23 protein-coding genes are annotated in these 19,493 nt (G+C 36.6%); 21 read left to right on the top strand and 2 right to left on the bottom strand.

From position 1 onward, the window contains the following. The first annotated feature begins 167 nt into the window (after nt 1-167). The 16 genes from EVI01_RS02575 to recN all read left to right on the top strand — a co-directional run bounded on the left by EVI01_RS02575 (nt 168) and on the right by recN (nt 13,447). Complete coding sequence (locus tag EVI01_RS02575; protein ID WP_010751511.1) at nt 168-659, top strand: mannose/fructose/sorbose PTS transporter subunit IIB; 492 nt, start codon at nt 168-170, stop codon at nt 657-659. 100 nt (nt 660-759) lie between these two features. Then, a complete protein-coding gene (locus EVI01_RS02570) occupies nt 760-1,749 on the top strand; it encodes a mannose/fructose/sorbose PTS transporter subunit IIB (RefSeq protein ID WP_010751510.1) in 990 nt (329 codons plus the stop codon). 33 nt (nt 1,750-1,782) lie between these two features. Beyond that, nucleotides 1,783-2,583: a PTS mannose/fructose/sorbose transporter subunit IIC gene (locus EVI01_RS02565; RefSeq protein ID WP_010751509.1), complete on the top strand. Its 801-nt coding sequence runs from the start codon at nt 1,783-1,785 to the stop codon at nt 2,581-2,583. A 21-nt stretch (nt 2,584-2,604) separates the two neighbouring features. Continuing rightward, nucleotides 2,605-3,519: a PTS system mannose/fructose/sorbose family transporter subunit IID gene (locus tag EVI01_RS02560; RefSeq protein WP_010751508.1), complete on the top strand. Its 915-nt coding sequence runs from the start codon at nt 2,605-2,607 to the stop codon at nt 3,517-3,519. Nucleotides 3,520-3,679: 160 nt separating this feature from the next. Then, nucleotides 3,680-4,054, top strand: a complete 375-nt coding sequence (locus tag EVI01_RS02555; protein WP_010751507.1) for a DUF956 family protein — start codon at nt 3,680-3,682, stop codon at nt 4,052-4,054. 303 nt (nt 4,055-4,357) lie between these two features. Then, on the top strand, nt 4,358-4,603 hold the full coding sequence (locus EVI01_RS02550) for a GlsB/YeaQ/YmgE family stress response membrane protein (RefSeq protein ID WP_010751506.1): 246 nt from the start codon (nt 4,358-4,360) through the stop codon (nt 4,601-4,603). 196 nt (nt 4,604-4,799) lie between these two features. Further along, nucleotides 4,800-5,864, top strand: coding sequence for a M24 family metallopeptidase (locus tag EVI01_RS02545; RefSeq protein ID WP_010751505.1), 1,065 nt, complete (start codon nt 4,800-4,802; stop codon nt 5,862-5,864). A gap of 230 nt (nt 5,865-6,094) precedes the next feature. Next, nucleotides 6,095-6,520, top strand: coding sequence for an Asp23/Gls24 family envelope stress response protein (locus EVI01_RS02540; protein ID WP_010751504.1), 426 nt, complete (start codon nt 6,095-6,097; stop codon nt 6,518-6,520). Next, nucleotides 6,513-6,962 (top strand): transcription antitermination factor NusB, encoded by a 450-nt coding sequence (gene nusB / locus EVI01_RS02535; RefSeq protein ID WP_010751503.1) that lies wholly within the window; start codon nt 6,513-6,515, stop codon nt 6,960-6,962. Before EVI01_RS02540 ends, nusB begins: the two co-directional genes overlap by 8 nt. A gap of 95 nt (nt 6,963-7,057) precedes the next feature. After that, nucleotides 7,058-7,903 (top strand): bifunctional methylenetetrahydrofolate dehydrogenase/methenyltetrahydrofolate cyclohydrolase, encoded by an 846-nt coding sequence (locus EVI01_RS02530; RefSeq protein ID WP_010751502.1) that lies wholly within the window; start codon nt 7,058-7,060, stop codon nt 7,901-7,903. After that, nucleotides 7,904-9,241, top strand: a complete 1,338-nt coding sequence (gene xseA, locus EVI01_RS02525; RefSeq protein ID WP_010751501.1) for an exodeoxyribonuclease VII large subunit — start codon at nt 7,904-7,906, stop codon at nt 9,239-9,241. It begins immediately after the preceding gene. A 6-nt stretch (nt 9,242-9,247) separates the two neighbouring features. After that, a complete protein-coding gene (locus EVI01_RS02520) occupies nt 9,248-9,472 on the top strand; it encodes an exodeoxyribonuclease VII small subunit (RefSeq protein ID WP_010751500.1) in 225 nt (74 codons plus the stop codon). Beyond that, a complete protein-coding gene (locus EVI01_RS02515; RefSeq protein ID WP_010751499.1) occupies nt 9,472-10,356 on the top strand; it encodes a polyprenyl synthetase family protein in 885 nt (294 codons plus the stop codon). Before EVI01_RS02520 ends, EVI01_RS02515 begins: the two co-directional genes overlap by 1 nt. 14 nt (nt 10,357-10,370) lie before the next feature. Beyond that, nucleotides 10,371-11,189, top strand: coding sequence for a TlyA family RNA methyltransferase (locus EVI01_RS02510; RefSeq protein WP_010751498.1), 819 nt, complete (start codon nt 10,371-10,373; stop codon nt 11,187-11,189). 102 nt (nt 11,190-11,291) lie between these two features. After that, on the top strand, nt 11,292-11,741 hold the full coding sequence (locus tag EVI01_RS02505) for an arginine repressor (RefSeq protein ID WP_010751497.1): 450 nt from the start codon (nt 11,292-11,294) through the stop codon (nt 11,739-11,741). 17 nt (nt 11,742-11,758) lie between these two features. Continuing rightward, nucleotides 11,759-13,447, top strand: a complete 1,689-nt coding sequence (gene recN, locus EVI01_RS02500; RefSeq protein WP_010751496.1) for a DNA repair protein RecN — start codon at nt 11,759-11,761, stop codon at nt 13,445-13,447. 123 nt (nt 13,448-13,570) lie between these two features. Here recN and EVI01_RS02495 read toward each other — a convergent pair whose 3' ends face one another. Both EVI01_RS02495 and EVI01_RS02490 read right to left on the bottom strand, forming a co-directional pair. Beyond that, nucleotides 13,571-13,687, bottom strand: coding sequence for a DUF4044 domain-containing protein (locus tag EVI01_RS02495; protein WP_081182379.1), 117 nt, complete (start codon nt 13,685-13,687; stop codon nt 13,571-13,573). A gap of 68 nt (nt 13,688-13,755) precedes the next feature. Next, entirely contained in the window at nt 13,756-14,712 is a 957-nt protein-coding gene (locus EVI01_RS02490) for a magnesium transporter CorA family protein (RefSeq protein ID WP_010751494.1), read from the bottom strand. A 233-nt stretch (nt 14,713-14,945) separates the two neighbouring features. On the opposite strand from EVI01_RS02490, the gene EVI01_RS02485 reads away from it, so the two are divergent. From EVI01_RS02485 to EVI01_RS02465, 5 genes are all read left to right on the top strand, one after another. After that, entirely contained in the window at nt 14,946-15,314 is a 369-nt protein-coding gene (locus tag EVI01_RS02485) for a DUF3397 domain-containing protein (protein WP_010751493.1), read from the top strand. Between the two features lie 170 nt (nt 15,315-15,484). After that, nucleotides 15,485-15,916, top strand: coding sequence for a division/cell wall cluster transcriptional repressor MraZ (mraZ, locus tag EVI01_RS02480; protein ID WP_025480670.1), 432 nt, complete (start codon nt 15,485-15,487; stop codon nt 15,914-15,916). Between the two features lie 20 nt (nt 15,917-15,936). Then, complete coding sequence (rsmH, locus tag EVI01_RS02475; protein ID WP_010751491.1) at nt 15,937-16,896, top strand: 16S rRNA (cytosine(1402)-N(4))-methyltransferase RsmH; 960 nt, start codon at nt 15,937-15,939, stop codon at nt 16,894-16,896. A gap of 4 nt (nt 16,897-16,900) precedes the next feature. Beyond that, nucleotides 16,901-17,296, top strand: a complete 396-nt coding sequence (gene ftsL / locus EVI01_RS02470; protein ID WP_010751490.1) for a cell division protein FtsL — start codon at nt 16,901-16,903, stop codon at nt 17,294-17,296. After that, nucleotides 17,297-19,489: a penicillin-binding transpeptidase domain-containing protein gene (locus EVI01_RS02465; protein WP_146811512.1), complete on the top strand. Its 2,193-nt coding sequence runs from the start codon at nt 17,297-17,299 to the stop codon at nt 19,487-19,489. The last annotated feature ends 4 nt before the right edge of the window (nt 19,490-19,493 follow it).

Here is a 19,493-nt window from a genome sequence, read left to right as displayed (position 1 = left end):
TAGTGTATCTTTTTTGTGTGTCGTCTAAAAAAGCTTTAAATTCCTTTAGTGTATCGCTAAAAAGTTGGCACGGTTCTTGCTTTTATATAAGTGTGCCAATAAGTGGTTCTATATACAGAAAATGAGAGGGTTTTCTGTGAAGTAGTTGAACAAAAGGAGATTTGCTAATGGATATTCGGTTAGCACGTATAGATGATCGTTTGATCCATGGACAAGTTGCAACTGTTTGGTCGAAGCTGACCGGAGTTGAACGAATCATTGTTATTAGTGATTTAGTAGCCCAAGATAAATTGAGAAAGTTTCTTTTAAAAGAAGCTGCTCCTCCTGGGATTACAGCAAATGTGATCACAGTGAACAAAATGATCCAAGTTTATCAAAGTGGTTTACTAGAGAAAACAAAAGTGATGCTATTGTTTACTAATCCTCAAGATGTTGAAAAACTTGTCTTAAGTGGTGTACAGTTGAATTCATTGAATATCGGTGGCATGAGTTTTTCAGAAGGAAAGACGATGATCACAAATTTTGTGTCGGTTGACCAAAATGATATCGATTCATTTCATTTCTTGAATCAACAAGGAGTAGAATTAGAAATTCGAAAAGTACCTGCTGATAGGAAAATCCTTTTGATGGAATTACTGGCAAAAACCAAAAAGGCATAACATTGTTGTTGGAAAATGGTCAAATTCATCTGTTGTAATGGTTAGCAATTATTTTTAATTTTTGATTTAGTTACAACAAAAAGAAATAGGAGGTATAAGTATGGTAGGGATTATCCTAGCAAGTCATGGACAGTTTGCTGAAGGAATCTTACAATCTGGTTCAATGATTTTTGGCGAACAAGAAAACGTCAAAGCAGTTATTTTGAAACCAAGTGAAGGTCCAGATGACTTGAGAGCCAAATTAGAAGAGGCTGTTGCTTCTTTTGATAATCAAGAGGAAGTATTGTTCTTAGTTGATTTATGGGGCGGAACGCCGTTTAATCAAGCAAACACATTGTTTGAAGAACACAAAGACAAATGGGCAATCGTTAGTGGTTTGAACTTGCCTATGTTGATAGAAGCTTACGCATCACGTTTTTCAATGGAATCAGCACAAGAAATTGCTGCGCATATCATTGAAACAGCAAAAGAGGGTGTAAAAGTCAAACCTGAAGAGTTGGAACCACAAGAAGCACCAAAAGCTGCAGTTTCTGATGGCCAACCAAAAGGTGCTTTACCTGAAGGAACAGTAGTGGGCGATGGCAAGATCAAATTTGTTTTAGCTCGTGTAGATTCACGTTTGTTGCATGGTCAAGTAGCTACAGCATGGACAAAAGCTGTTCAACCAAATCGAATCATTGTAGTATCTGATGCGGTATCAAAAGATGATTTACGTAAGAAATTGATTGAACAAGCAGCTCCTCCAGGCGTAAAAGCAAATGTTATTCCAATTTCTAAAATGATCGAAGTGGCAAAAGATCCAAGATTTGGGAATACTAAAGCATTACTATTGTTTGAAAATCCTGAAGATGTGCTAACAGTAGTTGAAGCTGGAGTTGATATTAAAGAATTAAATGTAGGCTCAATGGCCCATTCAGTTGGGAAAGTTGTCGTAAGTAAAGTTTTATCAATGGGACCTGAAGATGTAGAGGCCTTTGAAAAACTAGAAAGCAAAGGAGTTAAATTTGACGTACGTAAAGTACCAAATGATTCTCGAGACAATATGAACGAAATTCTTAAAAAAGCGAAGACTGAATTATCAAAAGCATAATTCAAAAATATTAATATTTATAGGAGGCTTATCATGTCTATTATTTCAATGATTTTAGTCGTATTTGTTGCCTTTCTAGCTGGAATGGAAGGGATTCTAGATGAGTTCCAATTCCATCAACCACTAGTGGCATGTACATTAATAGGTTTAGTAACCGGTAACCTTGAAGCAGGTATCGTATTAGGTGGTACACTTCAAATGATCGCTCTTGGTTGGGCAAATATCGGAGCTGCTGTAGCACCCGATGCTGCATTAGCGTCAGTTGCATCTGCAATTATTTTAGTTTTAGGTGGCCAAGGCGTGAAAGGTGTACCATCAGCTATCGCAATTGCTGTACCACTTGCTGTTGCTGGATTATTCTTAACAATGATCGTACGTACAATTGCTGTTCCTATCGTTCATTTAATGGATGCGGCAGCAGAAGAAGGAAATATTCGTAAAGTTGAAATGTGGCACATCATTGCTGTATGTTTACAAGGTATCCGTATTGCAATTCCTGCAGGGGCTCTACTATTTATCCCAGCTGAAACAGTTCGCTCTTTCTTAGAATCAATGCCTGCTTGGTTAACAGACGGTATGGCTATCGGTGGTGGAATGGTCGTTGCTGTAGGTTACGCATTAGTAATCAACATGATGGCAACAAAAGAAGTATGGCCATTCTTTGTTATCGGATTTGTTGTGGCTGCAATTTCTCAATTAACATTGATTGCCCTAGGTGCTCTAGGTGTTGCTTTAGCTCTTATCTACTTGAACCTTTCTAAAATGGGAGGATCTTCAAACGGTGGCGGAAGCAATTCAGGTGACCCTCTAGGCGACATTTTGAATGACTATTAATCTTGAAGGAGGAAAATAAAAATGGCAGAAGAAAAAATTACTTTATCTAAAAAAGACCGTTTAGCTGTTGCATGGCGTTCTACCTTCATTCAAGGTTCATGGAACTATGAACGTATGCAAAATGGTGGTTGGGCATTTTCTATGATCCCAGCAATCAAAAAATTATACAAAACGAAAGAAGAGCGTACCGCAGCTCTAAAACGTCATTTAGAATTTTTCAATACACATCCATATATTGCTTCACCAATCTTAGGTGTTACATTAGCACTAGAAGAAGAACGTGCAAATGGCGCACCAGTGGACGACGTTGCAATCCAAGGGGTTAAAGTTGGTATGATGGGACCTCTAGCCGGTGTCGGTGACCCAGTCTTTTGGTTTACTGTACGTCCAATGTTAGGAGCGCTTGGAGCTTCTCTAGCATTAGGTGGTAATATCCTTGGCCCAATCATTTTCTTCTTAGGTTGGAACATTATTCGTTGGTCATTTATGTGGTACACACAAGAATTTGGTTACAAAGCTGGTTCTAAAATCACTGATGACTTATCTGGTGGTTTACTACAAGACGTAACAAAAGGTGCATCTATTTTAGGGATGTTCGTATTAGCCGCCTTAGTACAACGATGGGTGTCAATCAAATTCTTACCTGTCGTGTCAACAGTTAAGTTGGATAAAGGTGCTTATATTGAGTGGGACAAATTACCTTCTGGTGGAGAAGGAATTAAGAGTGCTTTTGAACAAGTGAATAGTGGTTTGGCGCTTAGTCCTGAAAAAGTAACGACATTACAAGATAACTTGGATCAATTGATTCCAGGATTAGCTGCTCTAGCATTAACATTACTATGCATGTGGTTATTGAAGAAAAAAGTTTCTCCAATTGTCATCATCTTAGGTTTGTTCGTTGTTGGTGTAGTTGGTCACGTAATTGGACTTTTATAATAAAAATATGGCTCGGGCATAGTCCCGAGCCTTTTTTATCAATTAACTGAGAAGATTCGTATCTTTAGTCGTGAAAGGTTCAATAATTCATTGGTCCTACTTGAGATTTTGATATGGAGACGATAGTATACTAAGTAGATAAAATAATAGGAGTGATTAAATGGTTCAATCGATCAATACAAAAGTTGATTTGGTAATTGATGCCACAGCTTTTACTGGGTTGACCGACTACGGTAAAATTATGATTGGAGATCGAGGTTTTGAGTTTTATCATGCAAGAGATACACGTAAATTTATCCAAATCCCTTGGGAAGAGGTTGACTATGTCATTGCTTCAGTCATGTTAAAAGGAAAATGGATCCCACGTTATGCCATTCAAACCAAGAAAAATGGTACATATACATTTTCTTCCAAAGAACCAAAAAAGGTTCTTCGTGCCATTAAAAAATATGTGGAACCTAGTCATATGGTTCAATCATTGAGCTTTTTTGATGTAATAAAACGTGGCGTCAAAAGTATGTTCAAACGGAAATAAAAAAGAAGTTGTGAAAAGGCTGCCCTGCATCAAGCAATAAGCTCAAACAGAAGAAAAAACAGCATCTCGTGTTTTCCTCTGTTTGAGCTTATTGCCGTAAATGCAAGGATTTGAACACCGTTTATCGATTTTGAAATAGACACTTATACACCATCCATCTTTTGCTCTATGAATTATAACTGGTATTGAAGTGTCTTGAGTAGAATGATGAAGCTATCTCTTAAATAACCAAGTGCAGTTCAATCATTTGCTCCTGCTAATTTTCGTATGATAAAATTACAGAGTAAAGAAGGAGGTTATATTATGGGTTGGATATGGACTTTAATCGTTGGTGCAATCATTGGAGCGATTGCTGGAGCTATTACAAGTAAAGGAAACTCCATGGGATGTATCACCAATATTATTGCTGGATTGATTGGGGCAAGTATTGGTCAAGCAATTTTTGGCAATTGGGGACCACACGCAGCAGGTATGGCACTTATTCCATCGATCTTAGGTGCTGTCATTTTAGTAGCGGTTGTTTCATTCTTTTTTGGAAAACGTTCATAATTTAGGGTACTTATTGATCAAGTACACCATTGATTGTAATCATATGGTCAATAGTTAAGACAAATCTCAAACTGGTTTGTCTTAACTATTTTTTGTTTCTACTAAGTTTGTTGAGAAATTTTGTTTTATCTACTTTGAAGGAAAGAAAATTTGCTATAATAGAAAAAAGAGAGCAAAGAAAGAGGGAGTTTCATTTATGATGCTACGAGTAGAAAAATTGCGTAAAGAAATGCAAAAAGAAAATTTAGATTCATTCTTGATCACAAGTCCATACAATCTTCGCTATTTAACAAATTTTACTGGTACGACTGGATTAGCTGTTATTACATTAGAAAAAGCTTTTTTCATTACTGACTTTCGTTATACGGAGCAGGCTGCAGCTCAAGCACAGGGATTTGAAATTATCAAAAATGTCGGTCCGATTTTTGAAGAAGTGGCTGATTTAGTAAGTAAAGAAGGATTACGTGCGCTAGCTTTTGAAGAAACGACTGTCTCATTTTTAGAGTATTCTGTATTAGAAGAAATGATTGAGGCGCAATTGATTCCTGTATCTGGTATGGTTGAAGCACTTCGAGAGGTAAAAGATGAAGAAGAGATTTCAATTATTGAAAAAGCTTGTAACATCGCGGATATGGCTTATGATCATATCTTAAAAATGATTCAACCGGGAATGACCGAAATTGAAGTAGCTAATCAGTTGGATTTTTATATGCGTTCACTTGGCGCTTCTGGTGTCTCTTTTGAAACAATTGTGGCAAGTGGGATACGTTCTGCTATGCCGCATGGTGTGGCAAGTAAAAAAGTGATTGAACAAGGGGATTTAATTACATTGGACTTTGGTTGCTATTATGAAGGATATGTCTCTGATATGACACGGACATTTGCTATTGGCGATCCAGGAGAGCAATTAAAAGAAATTTATCAAATCGTCCTTGAGGCGCAATTAGCTGTTTTGGAAGTAGCTAAACCAGGTGTGACTGGGAAACAATTAGATGCTGTTGCCAGAGACTATATCACTAAGCATGGCTATGGTGAAGCATTTGGGCATTCGACCGGTCATGGCATTGGACTGGAAATTCACGAAGGGCCTAATGTCTCAATAAGAGCGGAGAAACAGTTTGTTCCTGGAAATATTATTACAGACGAACCTGGGATTTATTTGCCTGGAATTGGTGGCGTTCGGATTGAAGATGACTTACTGATCACATCAGAAGGCAACCGTGTTTTAACTCATTCACCCAAAGAATTGATTATTCTATAAAGAGTCTGACAGAAGCATCGAGCATATAGACTTTGTTATAGAAAATCACTTGATTTAATGATACACTATAAAAGAAATCAAGCTTTGAACACAAAGGACGATTGTTTGAGTGGGAAAATGCTCAAATGGATAAGTCAGGAGTTTACCTTTATACGTTTCGATTGAAAAAGTAAACGAAATTTGATCATTCGTAAGCAATACGTATACAGGCAAAAGGAGGAATAAATAAAATGGCAGAGGACAAAAATTTGATTTTGAATGCTACTCAAGATCTAGGTGAAATCGTCATTGCGCCAGAAGTTATTGAAGTAATCATCGGTATTGCTGCTTCAAAAGTAGAAGGTGTTTATGGAATGCGCGGAACATTTGCTAGCAATGTGACTGAGCTATTAGGACGAGCAGCCCATGGTAAAGGTGTCTATTTAGTCAATGATGAAGACGGATTAAAAGTAGATCTTTACTGCTATTTAGAATATGGCGTCTCTGTTCCTAAAGTAGCAATGCAAATGCAAGAACGTGTCAATCAACAAGTACTATTTATGACAGATATTGCCTTGGCAGAAGTAAATGTGCACGTCGTAGCAGTAGTACCTGAAAAATTGGAACAACCAGCGATCGAAGAACTTTTTGAAGACGAAGAGGAAGAAAATGAATAAAGAATTATCAAGACACGAAATCCGTGAAATGGCATTACAAGCATTATTTCCTTTAGATTTTAATGCTGATTTAACTAAAGAAGATGCCATTTATCATGCCATTGAGTTAGATCATAAAGAAATGATTAATGAAGAGGAATCAGAATTTGTTCCTGTTTATTTAGATACTTTAGTGGGTGGTGTTTGCGCGAAAAAAAGTGAATTAGACCAAACCATTGAAAAACATCTTAAAGGGAATTGGCGTATTAATCGTATTTCTAAGATGGATTTGATTATTTTACGTATTGCTATTTTTGAAATGAGATATATGGAAGATGTGCCTTCTGCAGTGGCGCTGAATGAAGCGATCGAATTAGCGAAAACGTTTAGTGATGATCAATCACGTAAATTTGTTAATGGCGTATTATCCAATGTTTTAAAAGAAATCGAAGCTGGGGCCTAGTCCCAGCTTTTTTCTATGAAAGAAATAAAAACAGGTTCTAAAAGATTGTTTATCTATGGTAGAATGAAAGCACAAAAAAATCTGGGAGTGATTGTATGGCGGAATTGATTAATGGAAAAGAATTAGCTGAAAAAATGCAGGCAGAGATTGCTATAAAAGTGAGAGAATTAAAAGAAAAAGCGATCCATCCCGGATTAGTGGTTTTATTAGTAGGCGAAAATCCAGCAAGCCAAGTTTATGTACGAAATAAAGAACGCTCAGCAAAATCAATTGGATTACATTCGAAAGTAGAACGCTACCCAAGTACGATAACTGAAAAAGATTTGTTGGCTGAAATCGAAAAATATAATCAAGATCCAGCATTTCATGGCATTCTCGTTCAATTACCTTTACCAAAGCATATTGATGAAGAGAAAGTTTTACTTGCTATTGATCCTAAAAAAGATGTGGATGGTTTTCATCCAATGAATTTAGGTCGTTTGTTAGCAGGTAATCCAGATAAAATTCCATGTACTCCTTATGGCATTATGAAAATGTTTGAAGCTTATAATATTGAGTTGACTGGGAAACGTGCATTAGTGATTGGACGTAGCAATATTGTTGGAAAACCAATGGCACAATTGATGTTAATGAAAGACGCAACTGTAACCATTGCGCATTCGAAAACAAAAAATCTTCCAGAATTAGCAAGAGAAGCAGATATATTAGTTGTTGCAATTGGGCGTGGTCATTTTGTGACAAAAGAATTTATTAAACCAGGAGCAGTGGTAATTGATGTTGGAATGAATCGTGACGAAAATGGAAAATTGATTGGTGATGTAAAATTCGATGAAGTAGCGCCTTTAGCTAGTTATATTACCCCTGTACCAAAAGGTGTTGGACCAATGACCATTACAATGTTAATGTACCAAACAGTTATGGCGGCTGAAGCAGGTGAATAGATGACACAAGAATATTTAACAGTTACCACTTTGACAAAGTATTTAAAAAGAAAATTTGATGTGGACCCTTATCTCGAAAGGGTCTATTTAACCGGTGAAATCTCTAATTTTCGTTTAAGGGCAAATGCTCATCAATATTTTAGTTTAAAAGACGATCATGCCAAGATATCGGCAATCATGTTCAAAGGTGCCTTTCAAAAATTGCGTTTTCAACCTAAAGAAGGAATGAAGGTTCTTGTAGTTGGGCGAATCTCTTTATATGAAGCTTCTGGCTCCTATCAAATTTACGTTGAACATATGGAACCAGATGGTGTAGGTGCTTTATATCAAGAGCTAGAAGAGCGTAAAGAAAAGTTGAGAAAAGAAGGTCTTTTTCATGCGCCTAAAAAAGTACTTCCTCGTTTTCCAAAAAGAATTGCTGTTTTAACTAGTCCAAGTGGAGCAGTTATCCGCGACATTATCACGACGGTTAAAAGGCGCTATCCGATTGTTCAACTCGTTTTATTTCCTACAGTTGTTCAAGGTAATCAAGCAGCAAATAATATTGTGCAAAACATACAACGAGTAGAAGAGTTGGGTAATTTTGATACAATGATTATTGGACGTGGGGGCGGCTCCATTGAAGATTTATGGCCATTTAATGAAGAGACAGTAGCAAGAGCGATCCACGAAGCAAAGACGCCAGTCATTTCTTCTGTTGGGCATGAAACAGACACAACAATCGCCGATTTAGTGGCTGATGTTCGTGCTGCAACGCCTACAGCAGCAGCAGAACTGGCTGTGCCAGTTTTATCAGAAGTGTTATTAAAAATGAAAGAGCGACAAACTCGACTAGAACAAGCATTTATGCGTCAAATCCAACGAAAACAAGAACGTTTTGAACGAGCAAAACAGTCCTATGTCTTTCGACAACCAGAACGTTTGTATGAAGGACAAACCATTAAATTAGATCAGCTAAAGCAACGTTTATTTCAATCAACACAACATATCTATCATTTAAAAGAAAAGCAAGCTTTACAGTTAAGTCATCAGCTTGAACAAGTAGCGCCGATTTATCGTGTAAAATCTGCCAAACAAGAAACCGACTATTTAGAAAAACGATTAGCAGAGAAGATGGAACAATACATGCAAGCACAACAGCAACGTTTCCAAAAAGCTGTGCAGTCGTTGGATCTACTTAGTCCATTAAAAATTATGGGACGTGGCTACAACTATACAACGTTAGAAGGACAAGTCGTTAAAAGTATAGCGGAGTTAAAACCGAATGACGCAATCAAAATCCATTATCAAGATGGACACGTGATGGCGAAAGTGCAAGAAGTAAAAGAAGGAGAATAATCAAAAATGGAAAATCCAACATTTGAAGAATCTTTACAGGAACTGGAAAAAATTGTTATGCAACTTGAACAAGGTGATGTTCCACTAGAGTCTGCCTTGGATGCTTTTAAACGTGGTATGGAATTAAGTAAACATTGTCAAGAGACACTGACAAAGGCAGAAGAAACATTGACGAAAATGATGACAGAAGCAAATGAAGAAGTTGCTTTTGAGGGGAATGAGGAAGCGTAATGAAATTAGCTGATTTTTCAACGATCCATCTCCCGGCTGTCGAGGAAGAAATGGTTTCTTTTTTAAACCAACATACCTCTGAAGAAAAGTTGAAAGAAAGTATGCTTTATTCGATCCATGCGGGAGGGAAGAGGATTCGTCCTTTACTTTTGCTAAGCACTGTAGCAGCTTTTAACGAATCAATTGATACGACGACTTACCAAGTTGCAGCGGCATTAGAAATGGTTCATACGTACTCGTTGATCCATGATGATCTACCAGCCATGGATGACGATGATTTAAGGCGTGGAAAACCTACGAATCATAAAGTGTACGGGGAAGCTTTGGCAATTTTAGCAGGCGATGGGTTATTAACGGCTGCGTTTCAATTACTAAGCATGACTCATTTAGCCAATTCGCCTAAGCTATTATTATTACAGCAATTAGCAATAAGCGCTGGAACTCAAGGTATGGTCGCAGGACAAGCAGCAGATATTGCAGGTGAATCTCAACAATTGTCGTTAGAAGAATTGAAGTTTATCCATGAAAGAAAAACTGGCCGATTGATACACTATGCTCTCTTAGCTGGAGGTGTATTAGCAAATCAACCTGAAGAAGTTTTAGCTTCATTGCAAAAACTAGCCAATCATTTAGGTTTAGCATTTCAAATTCGGGATGATCTATTAGATATGGTTAGCACAACAGAAGCATTAGGTAAAACAGCGGGGAAAGATGAGAAAATGGAAAAAACGACTTACCCTCGTTTATTAGGAATTGAGGAAACAAAAGAAGCGCTTAAGAAGGAAATGGATGTGGCCAATCGTCTCATTGATCAACTAGAAAAAAATGTTTGTTTATTTAACGGACAACTTCTTCGTCAGTTCATTCAACAATTTAGTGTATAGAAATGGAGAAAACAATGGAAAAAGAACGTGTAGACGTTTTAGCAGTCAAACAAGGGTTATTTGAAACCAGGGAGCAAGCCAAACGTTCTGTAATGGCAGGCCTCATCTATAATGAAAAAAATGAACGTTTTGATAAACCAGGAGAAAAAATTCCAGTCAGCAGTGAGTTGCAAATTAAAGGAAAAAAATTACCATATGTTTCTCGTGGAGGATTGAAATTAGAAAAAGCGCTAAAAGTATTTAATTTATCAGTAACGGATAAAATCTTATTGGATATTGGTGCCTCAACAGGTGGATTTACTGATGCTGCTTTACAAAAAGGAGCGAAGATGAGTTATGCTCTAGATGTTGGCTACAATCAATTGGCTTGGAAAATCAGACAAGATGAACGAGTAGTTGTCATGGAAAGAATGAATTTTCGCTACGCAAAACCTGAAGATTTTAACGAGGGAATACCAGAAATCGCCGTCATTGATGTTTCCTTTATTTCTTTAAGATTGATGTTAGTACCGCTACATGAAATTTTGGTAGAAGGTGGCGAAGTCATTGCATTGATCAAACCACAGTTTGAAGCGGGAAAAGAAGCAGTCGGAAAGAACGGCATTGTCCGCGATCCAAAAACACACATACAAGTGATTGAAGATATCTTACGTTTTTCTACCTCTCACGGTTACGATGTGTTAGACCTAAATTATTCACCAATTACTGGTGGAGAAGGTAACATTGAATTTTTAGCGCATTTGAAAAAAGTTTCTGGTGAAGGATCATTATCTCCTGTCGTTGATCCAGAAATGGTCGTCAACCAAGCCCACAAGCAATTTAACGATAAATAAAGTGTGGATTAGCCGATAAAGAAGAGAGCGGATTCTTCTTTATTAAGTGCATGAAATAAGCTATCATAGTAAAGAAGAATACGCAAAAGGAGCGAAGAACGCATGAGAAAAAAAGATCGTCATCGTTTGATCACCCGGCTAATAAACGAAAATGATATCAGAAAACAAGAAGAGTTCGTCGAAATTTTAAAAAATAAAGGGATCTCAGTCACTCAAGCAACAATTTCAAGAGATATTAAAGAACTGAAACTCATCAAAGTTCCTGCAACAGATGGCGGTTATCGTTATAGTCTGCCTGCACAAACCACTGAAGATGTCAGTACAAAATTAGAAAAATTGCTAAAAGATGCCTTTGTTGCTGTTGATCAAATGGAAAAATTCGTCATTTTAAAAACCTTGCCGGGAAATGCTTCAGCAGCAGCTAATTTAATTGACAAACGTTATAAAAAAGAATTGTTTTCAATCATTAATGATGATGATAATGTATTAATGATCACACGCCTAGAAGAGGATGCAGTGAGATTAAAGATGGATTTTCTACATTACCTTTGAGTTGAGGAGTGGTTGCGTTGCTACAAGAAATCAGTATTACTAATTTTGCGATTATTCCTAAATTGCATTTGTCCTTTTATAAAGGAATGACGGCTCTCACTGGTGAGACAGGGGCAGGAAAATCGATTATTATTGATGCACTTGGTTTGCTAGCTGGTGGAAGAGGTTCAAGTGATTATATCCGACAAGGTGCGGATAAGTGTATTTTAGAAAGCTTATTTGAATGGCCAAGCCAAGAGGGTTTTTCTGAATTGATGGCAGAACTTGGAATCGAATCAGATGGAGATAACCTCATTGTTCGTCGTGACATGGCGCTGACAGGAAAGAATGTTTGCCGGGTAAACGGGCACATCGTCACATTAGCGAATCTTAGAAGAATAGGCAATTACTTGGTCGACATTCAGGGGCAAAACGAACATCAAGAACTTTTACAACCTGAAGCACATCTTACCTTGTTAGATCGTTTTGGGGATACTAATTTTCAAAAGAAGAAGAAGGATTATCAAAAGGCGTATACCGTTTATCGAGAACTAGAAAGAAAAGTTCGGAAAGTTCAAGAAAATGAAAAGTCATATGTTCAGCGAATCGATATGCTTCATTTCCAACAAGAAGAAATCGCTGCTGCTGCATTACAGGTCGGAGAAGAAGAGCAATTAAGTGAAGAACGTGAAAAATTAAGCAATTATCAGAAAATCGTTGATAGTTTTGCAAGTGGCTATAGCGCATTAAGTAATGGGGAACCAAGTAGCATCGACAACGTTGGCTTTGCAGTCTCTGAGCTACAAAGCATCGCACATTTGGACAATGAATACGAGGCAATATTTGAAAATATACAAAGTGCCTATTATTTGTTGCAAGATGCAATTGGTGATATGAGTCGACAAATTGATCTACTAGAGCTAGATGAAAATCGATTAGAAGAAGTCAACCAACGGCTTGAATTGATCCGTCAGTTGAAACGTAAATATGGTGAATCAGTCGAAACGATCATCGAATATTACGAAGAGATCACAAAAGAGTTGGATTCTTCTGATTTTTCAGAAGGGCAACTTGAGAAAATGAAAAATGAATTAGCAGAGCAAGAAGTATCGCTCCAAAATCAGGCTTTAGCATTGCATGAAACACGTAAAAAAATTGCCAAAGAATTAGAAAAATCAATTTTGAACGAACTAAAAAGCTTGTATATGGAAAACACTGAATTTGAAGTACGTTTTTCTACCAAATCATCAGGATACTTAGACGCTAATGGATTTGATCAAGTGGAATTTTACATAACCACCAATCCTGGCGAGCCCTTAAAACCACTAGTAAAAGTTGCTTCCGGTGGAGAACTTTCACGCATGCTACTTGCACTAAAAACGATTTTTTCATCGGAACAAGGAGTGACAAGTATTATTTTTGACGAAGTCGATACCGGTGTAAGTGGAAGAGTCGCACAAGCTATTGCTGATAAAATATCGCAAATATCTCATTATTCTCAGGTGTTATGTATTACCCATCTACCACAAGTAGCAGCAGTAGCGGACTATCAATATTACATCAAAAAAGAAATCATAGATGGAAGGACACAAACATCTGTGACAAAACTGAAACCGACACAAAGAGAAACAGAAATTGCACGAATGTTAGCAGGGAGTGAAATCACCCCTTTAACACTTGAACATGCCAAGGAATTGTTGCGATTAGCAAATAAAAATAGCGTGTAGGGTTAACCCAATTCGTTTATCTTATTCTAAATGAGAAAGCTGTTCTAATGGATGGCTATAACAAAACCACCCGCTTCCAAATTGGGAGCGGGTGGTTTTGTTATTTGTTCTTCAAAATCACTTTTACATGACACTCATAACTGCAGTTAAGATAACTGAGCCAATTGTTAGAATCAACATAGTCCAAACAACGAATTTAGTGATTTTTGAAAAAGTACTTGTTTGCTTATTCTCACGCATCATTTTTACCTCGAAGTTTTATTATTATCTTTAGTTTAACTCCTTTTGTTTTTATTCACAAGAGGGTCTTATAAAAACTTTCCCTTTTTTAAATAATAGGTAGTAACAATACTAATAAAAATCATCAAGATACTCAACCATAAAAATGCGTCATCCCTACCAGCAATAGGAAGTTTAATATTCATTCCATACAAACTGCCAATAATTGTGGGAATCGTTAAAATGATTGTTAGAGAAGTTAAAATTTTCATAATATTATTGAGGTTATTGGAAATGATTGCTGAAAAAGTTTGATTCATCTGTTCAACTAATTTCAATTGAATATGTGCAGTGGTACGGGATTGTTCTGTTTCAATAATCACATCATGAAGATGGTTTTTTAGCGCATGGTTTTCTTGGATTGTTTTATTCTTTATTAAGGTTTTCAACGTCGCTAAGTTAGCGGTGGTGGCTTCTTTAAAGTAAACTAAACTTTTTTGAATATCCATAATTTGATACAATTGACTGTTTTCTGTAGAAACATGGAGTTGCTTTTCCAACACATCACATTGAGATTTTAAAGTGCTTAAATAAGTATTGTAAGAAAAAGTGATCTGCCAAAGTAACTGCATGAAAATATTTAAATTGACGGATAAGTCGTTTTCAGAAAAAGTTTGACTAAATACTTTTTTTAAAAAAAGTGGTTCATGATTGGTAATTGTGATAAGCTTCTTTTTAGGCGTCACGATAATGGAAAAAGGATACGTATCTACTTGAAAATAGCCACTCGGACTTGTTTTCGGAAATGGATATTGTAACAATAATAACGCTGGTTTTGTTAACTTTGTTTGATTAAATTCTTCTTCTCTTGAATTTTCTGCATCATCTAAGATAGAAGTGATATAATCGGATGGAATTTGAAATTGATGGGTAATCTGTTGAATTTCTTCTTCGCTTGGACGTTCCACGCAATACCAGATTGTATCATCTGTTTCTTTTTGTGTATTGATCAATTGACGATCTTCTACAGAAAAATACTTAATCATAATTAGACCTCCTATACGCTCTATTTCTTCTATTATAACGAATATTACGATAGAGCACAGTGATAATGTTTGGCTAAGTTTGATAGAGTGGGATGAAAAACAAATGAAGACTTGAAGAAGATCAGGGATCCAAATAAAGTAGAATAAAACTTTACAAATTTAAAATAAATGAAATAGTTGTGTAAAATACATAAGGTATACTTGAAACAACTATAAAAAGGAGTTTTTGTCAGATGGGCACTTTTACGCCACTTATTTTATTTTGGTACATTTTTCCTGCAATCGTACTATTTGGTTGCAATTTTTTAGTTAAACTGTTTTCTTTGGATCGTCGTTTTAAACTCAAAGCCCCCGATCTTGCAGTTCCCTTTTTGTGGGGAGGAATGCATATTTTATCACGTAATTCGGCAACCCTTTCTTTCTTGCCTTTTTTTATGATTTCTATTTTATTGATGGCGATTTGTATCGCAGTATTCCAAGCTTATTACTATGATGAAATTATTTATTCGCGTTATTTGAAAATGACGTGGCGACTCACGTTTTTACTGACAAGTGCTTTTTATCTTTTATTGATCGTTTTAAATATCCTTGCCTATCTTTGATAAAAAAGAATCGAGCTGTAAAAAGATTTTTTAAAGTTTTTTTACAGCTCGATTCTTAAAAAAGTTTTTACTAACAAAAAAGTTATTCTCGGATTTTCTATAAAAGGTGGTAGAAAGTGGGGGATTGTGGTAGACTAATTTTAGTTAGTGGAGAAACGGGGGTAGTTTCAATGTTCATGGGCGAATATCGGCATAATATTGATACAAAAGGTCGCATGATCGTACCTTCGAAACTTCGTGAAGATTTAGGGGAACAATTCGTTCTTACTCGTGGACTAGATGGCTGTCTTTTTGGTTATCCGATGAGTGAATGGGCGAACTTAGAAACTAAACTAAACGAAATGCCTTTAGCTAAAAAAGATGCTCGGACTTTTGTGCGTTTTTTTTACTCGGCAGCCACTGAATGCGAATTAGACAAACAAGGACGAATCAACATTCCTAGCACATTAAGAAACTATGCTGCTTTAACAAAAGAATGTGTAGTCATCGGTGTGGCAAATCGTATTGAGATTTGGGATGAAACACGTTGGCATGAATTTTCTGAAGTAGCAGAAGAAAACTTTGATGAAATTGCTGAAAATATGATTGATTTTGGACTATAAGAATAGGAAGAGGCTGACTAATGACTGAAACATTTCAACACTATACAGTCATGTTGAAAGAAACGGTGGATGGATTGAACATCAAACCGGATGGCGTTTATGTAGACTGTACACTGGGTGGTGCCGGACATAGTGAATATTTATTGAGCCAGTTAAATTCAAAAGGGCACCTCTATGCATTTGATCAAGATCAAAAGGCGATTGATCATGCAAAAGTACGGTTAGCCCCATACATTGAAAAAGGCATGGTTACTTTTATCAAAGCGAATTTTCGTGAATTAGAAGAAAAAATAAAAGAATATGTTTCCCACGTAGATGGAATTTTATATGATTTAGGGGTGTCTTCACCACAATTGGATGAAGCAGAAAGAGGTTTTAGTTACCATCAAAATGCCCCTTTAGACATGCGTATGGATCAAACAGTCCCTTTGTCAGCTTTTCATGTGATCAATGAATATTCTTATAATGAATTAGTAAAGATTTTCTTTCGTTATGGTGAAGAAAAATTTTCCAAGCAAATTGCTCGAGAAATTGAACGAGTAAGAAAAATTCATCCGATTGAAACGACAGGAGAACTGGTAGAGATCATTAAAGATGTAATTCCTGCGCCTGCTAGAAGAAAAGGTGGACATCCGGCTAAACGAATTTTCCAAGCTGTCAGAATTGCAGTAAACGATGAATTAGGAGCTGAAGAAGCTTCTTTAGAACAAGCGATTCGTCTTTTAAAAATCAATGGAAGAATCAGCGTGATTACTTTCCATTCACTAGAAGATCGTATTGTGAAAAATATGTTCAAAGAATATAGTACAGTTCAAGACTTACCACCAGGCCTTCCGATTGTTCCTGAGGAGTTTCAACCAGAACTTAAATTGATTAATAAAAAACCAATTCTTCCATCTGAAGAAGAATTAGCTGAAAACAACCGATCACGTAGTGCGAAATTACGGATTGCTGAAAAAATACGAGTGAAAGAGGAGTAGAGTAATGGCAGAATTAAGAAAAGTACAAGAATATCCATATGATTTACCAGATTTGGTCGATCAACCTGAACAACAATTGCCAGAACCAGAGCAAGAGGTTCATCTCCCTCAATCGCCTGCAAAACGTTTAAAGCACATTTCTAACTTAGAAAAAATAGCAGTTGTAAGTATTATTTTTTCCGTAGTCGCATTATGTGTGTTAACCGTGATGTTACGAACAAATATAAGCGGTGTAGAAAAATCAATCACAACGATTCAAACAGAAATCAATAATAAAACAAAAGATAAAACAAGTTTAGTACAAGAAAAAAATGAATTATCGCGTACTGAGCGAATCAAAAAAATCGCAGAAGAAAAAGGGTTGTCAATCAATGACGACAATTTAAGGAAAGTGAAGTAAATGAGTCTTAAAAATAAATTCCGGCGGTTTATGGAAAAGAAAAATCTAAATCCGATGAACAATCGCAAAAAAGTAGGTATCATTTTATTTGCTACGAGTATTGGATTGTTCTTTTTATTTGCCGTCCGTTTTTCTTATATCGTAATTGGAGGTCATGTTGCAGGAACCTCTTTGGCAGAAAAGACAGAACAACTATATAAAGGTAGTGAAGTTGTAAAAGCAAAGCGTGGGACGATTTATGATCGTAACGGGGTGGCTTTGGCAGAAGACGCTACTTCCTATTCAATCAAAGCGATTCTTTCAAAAACTTATACATCAGGTGATAAGAAATTGTATGCACAAGAGAAGGACTTTGATAAGCTTGCTGAAATTTTAAATAAAAATCTTTCCATTGAAAAAAGCGAAGCTTTAAAGATTTTGCAAGATGGAATAAAGAATGATTTATACCAAGTAGAATTTGGTAGTTATGGAAAAAATATTAGCCAAGAAACCAAGCAAAATATCGAAAATGATATGAAACATGCAGGTGTCGTTGGTTTGTATTTTGAAAATCATTCTTCTCGTATGTATCCTAACGGGGTGTTTTCTTCTCACTTTATCGGTTATGCCGTACCAGATAAGAGTGAAAATGGCTTAGTGGGTAAACTTGGTTTAGAAGCTGCCTACAATGATGTATTGAGTGGGAAAGATGGAAAAATTGTTTACCAAAAAGACAATTATCAAAATCCTTTACCTGGGACAGTTGCCGAAGAAGAAAAAGCGGTTGACGGACAAGATATCTATACCACTTTAGATAGTCGCTTGCAAAGTTACTTAGAAACTTTGATGGATCAAGTCAATGAAGAATATCAACCAGAAGATTTGACGGCTGTTTTAATGAAAGCCAAAACTGGCGAAATTCTGGCAATGGGTCAACGTCCAACGTTTAATCCAGAAACAATGGAAGGATTAACGGGGAAAGATGCTGTTTGGCGAAATCTCTTAGTTCAAGATAGCTATGAGCCTGGTTCAACGATGAAAGTGTTTACGACAGCAGCAGCCATTGAAGAAGGGAAATTCGATGAAAATGAAACGTACCAATCTGGAAAAATAAAGGTCGCTGATGCTACGATCAATGACCACGACTATGGCGAAAAAGGTGTGCTTACGATGCGTCAAGCTCTTTCATGGTCAAGTAACGTTGGAATGGTTATGTTAGAGCAACGACTAGGTAATACTTGGTATAATTACCTGCAAAAACTAGGATTTGGGCAAAGCACGCATTCAGGATTAGATGATGAAGTAAATGGCGCTTTACCAACTGAAAATATTGTCGATCGTGCTATGAGTTCGTATGGACAAGCAGTCGGTGTAACAAATTTCCAAATGATGAAAGCTTTCACTTCAGTCGCTAATAACGGCACAATGATCCAACCACGTTATATAAGTAAAGTGGTGGACCCAGCAACTGGTGAAGAACGCACGACTCAAACTGAAGTATTAGGACAGCCATTTTCTAAAGAAACGACCGAAAAAGTACGAGAATACATGCGTGACGTTGTTGAAAGCGAAAATTACGGGAGTGCGTATGGCGTTTATAGCGTACCCGGTTATAATGTTTCGGCCAAAACTGGAACGGCACAAATTGCTTCTGATAAAGGTGGATATCAAACTGGTGATACAGCCTATTTATACTCGATCGTAGAGATGGTTCCATCAGAAAATCCAGACTATGTATTATACATTACGATGAAACATCCAAAAACTTATGATCGAACAGCCTTAGCTAAAATAGCTAATCCATTAATGAAACGTGCGATGGATTTCAAAGAAAGTGAAGAAGATACTTCCACAGAAGAAAAAACAGAAAAAGTCACGGTTGCTGATTATCGCAATTTAAGTACTGATGTTGCTGCAGCAGATGCACAAAAAAGTGGTTTACAGCCCATCGTCATTGGTGATGGAAAGAAAGTAAAAAAACAATCTACAGCAAATGGCGATCAATTGATTTCTGGTGAAAAAATTATACTATATACCGGTGGCGAAAAATTGATGCCTGATGTTACAGGTTGGTCTAAAGCTGATATCATGAAGTTAGGGAAAATATTAGGTATTGAAGTCACTTTCCATGGTGATGGCTACTGTAAAGAACAAAGTTTAGCACCATATGAAAAAATCACCGAGGATAAGTTAAGTTTTATCTTAGAAGAATAAAGAA

Origin of the sequence: Enterococcus villorum (assembly GCF_007990225.1) — a bacterium.
GTDB lineage: Bacteria > Bacillota > Bacilli > Lactobacillales > Enterococcaceae > Enterococcus_B > Enterococcus_B villorum.
The sequence above is the reverse complement of the archived record's forward strand: the minus strand, read 5'-3'. Positions and strand labels throughout refer to the sequence as shown.

Bases quoted from the DNA above. Each gene is read 5' to 3' on its own strand.
- EVI01_RS02575 (WP_010751511.1), top strand. From the start codon at position 168: ATGGATATTCGGTTAGCACGTATAGATGATCGTTTGATCCATGGACAA.
- EVI01_RS02570 (WP_010751510.1), top strand. From the start codon at position 760: ATGGTAGGGATTATCCTAGCAAGTCATGGACAGTTTGCTGAAGGAATC.
- EVI01_RS02565 (WP_010751509.1), top strand. From the start codon at position 1,783: ATGTCTATTATTTCAATGATTTTAGTCGTATTTGTTGCCTTTCTAGCT.
- EVI01_RS02560 (WP_010751508.1), top strand. From the start codon at position 2,605: ATGGCAGAAGAAAAAATTACTTTATCTAAAAAAGACCGTTTAGCTGTT.
- EVI01_RS02555 (WP_010751507.1), top strand. From the start codon at position 3,680: ATGGTTCAATCGATCAATACAAAAGTTGATTTGGTAATTGATGCCACA.
- EVI01_RS02550 (WP_010751506.1), top strand. From the start codon at position 4,358: ATGGGTTGGATATGGACTTTAATCGTTGGTGCAATCATTGGAGCGATT.
- EVI01_RS02545 (WP_010751505.1), top strand. From the start codon at position 4,800: ATGATGCTACGAGTAGAAAAATTGCGTAAAGAAATGCAAAAAGAAAAT.
- EVI01_RS02540 (WP_010751504.1), top strand. From the start codon at position 6,095: ATGGCAGAGGACAAAAATTTGATTTTGAATGCTACTCAAGATCTAGGT.
- nusB (WP_010751503.1), top strand. From the start codon at position 6,513: ATGAATAAAGAATTATCAAGACACGAAATCCGTGAAATGGCATTACAA.
- EVI01_RS02530 (WP_010751502.1), top strand. From the start codon at position 7,058: ATGGCGGAATTGATTAATGGAAAAGAATTAGCTGAAAAAATGCAGGCA.
- xseA (WP_010751501.1), top strand. From the start codon at position 7,904: ATGACACAAGAATATTTAACAGTTACCACTTTGACAAAGTATTTAAAA.
- EVI01_RS02520 (WP_010751500.1), top strand. From the start codon at position 9,248: ATGGAAAATCCAACATTTGAAGAATCTTTACAGGAACTGGAAAAAATT.
- EVI01_RS02515 (WP_010751499.1), top strand. From the start codon at position 9,472: ATGAAATTAGCTGATTTTTCAACGATCCATCTCCCGGCTGTCGAGGAA.
- EVI01_RS02510 (WP_010751498.1), top strand. From the start codon at position 10,371: ATGGAAAAAGAACGTGTAGACGTTTTAGCAGTCAAACAAGGGTTATTT.
- EVI01_RS02505 (WP_010751497.1), top strand. From the start codon at position 11,292: ATGAGAAAAAAAGATCGTCATCGTTTGATCACCCGGCTAATAAACGAA.
- EVI01_RS02495 (WP_081182379.1), bottom strand. From the start codon at position 13,687: ATGCGTGAGAATAAGCAAACAAGTACTTTTTCAAAAATCACTAAATTC.
- EVI01_RS02490 (WP_010751494.1), bottom strand. From the start codon at position 14,712: ATGATTAAGTATTTTTCTGTAGAAGATCGTCAATTGATCAATACACAA.
- EVI01_RS02485 (WP_010751493.1), top strand. From the start codon at position 14,946: ATGGGCACTTTTACGCCACTTATTTTATTTTGGTACATTTTTCCTGCA.
- mraZ (WP_025480670.1), top strand. From the start codon at position 15,485: ATGTTCATGGGCGAATATCGGCATAATATTGATACAAAAGGTCGCATG.
- rsmH (WP_010751491.1), top strand. From the start codon at position 15,937: ATGACTGAAACATTTCAACACTATACAGTCATGTTGAAAGAAACGGTG.
- ftsL (WP_010751490.1), top strand. From the start codon at position 16,901: ATGGCAGAATTAAGAAAAGTACAAGAATATCCATATGATTTACCAGAT.
- EVI01_RS02465 (WP_146811512.1), top strand. From the start codon at position 17,297: ATGAGTCTTAAAAATAAATTCCGGCGGTTTATGGAAAAGAAAAATCTA.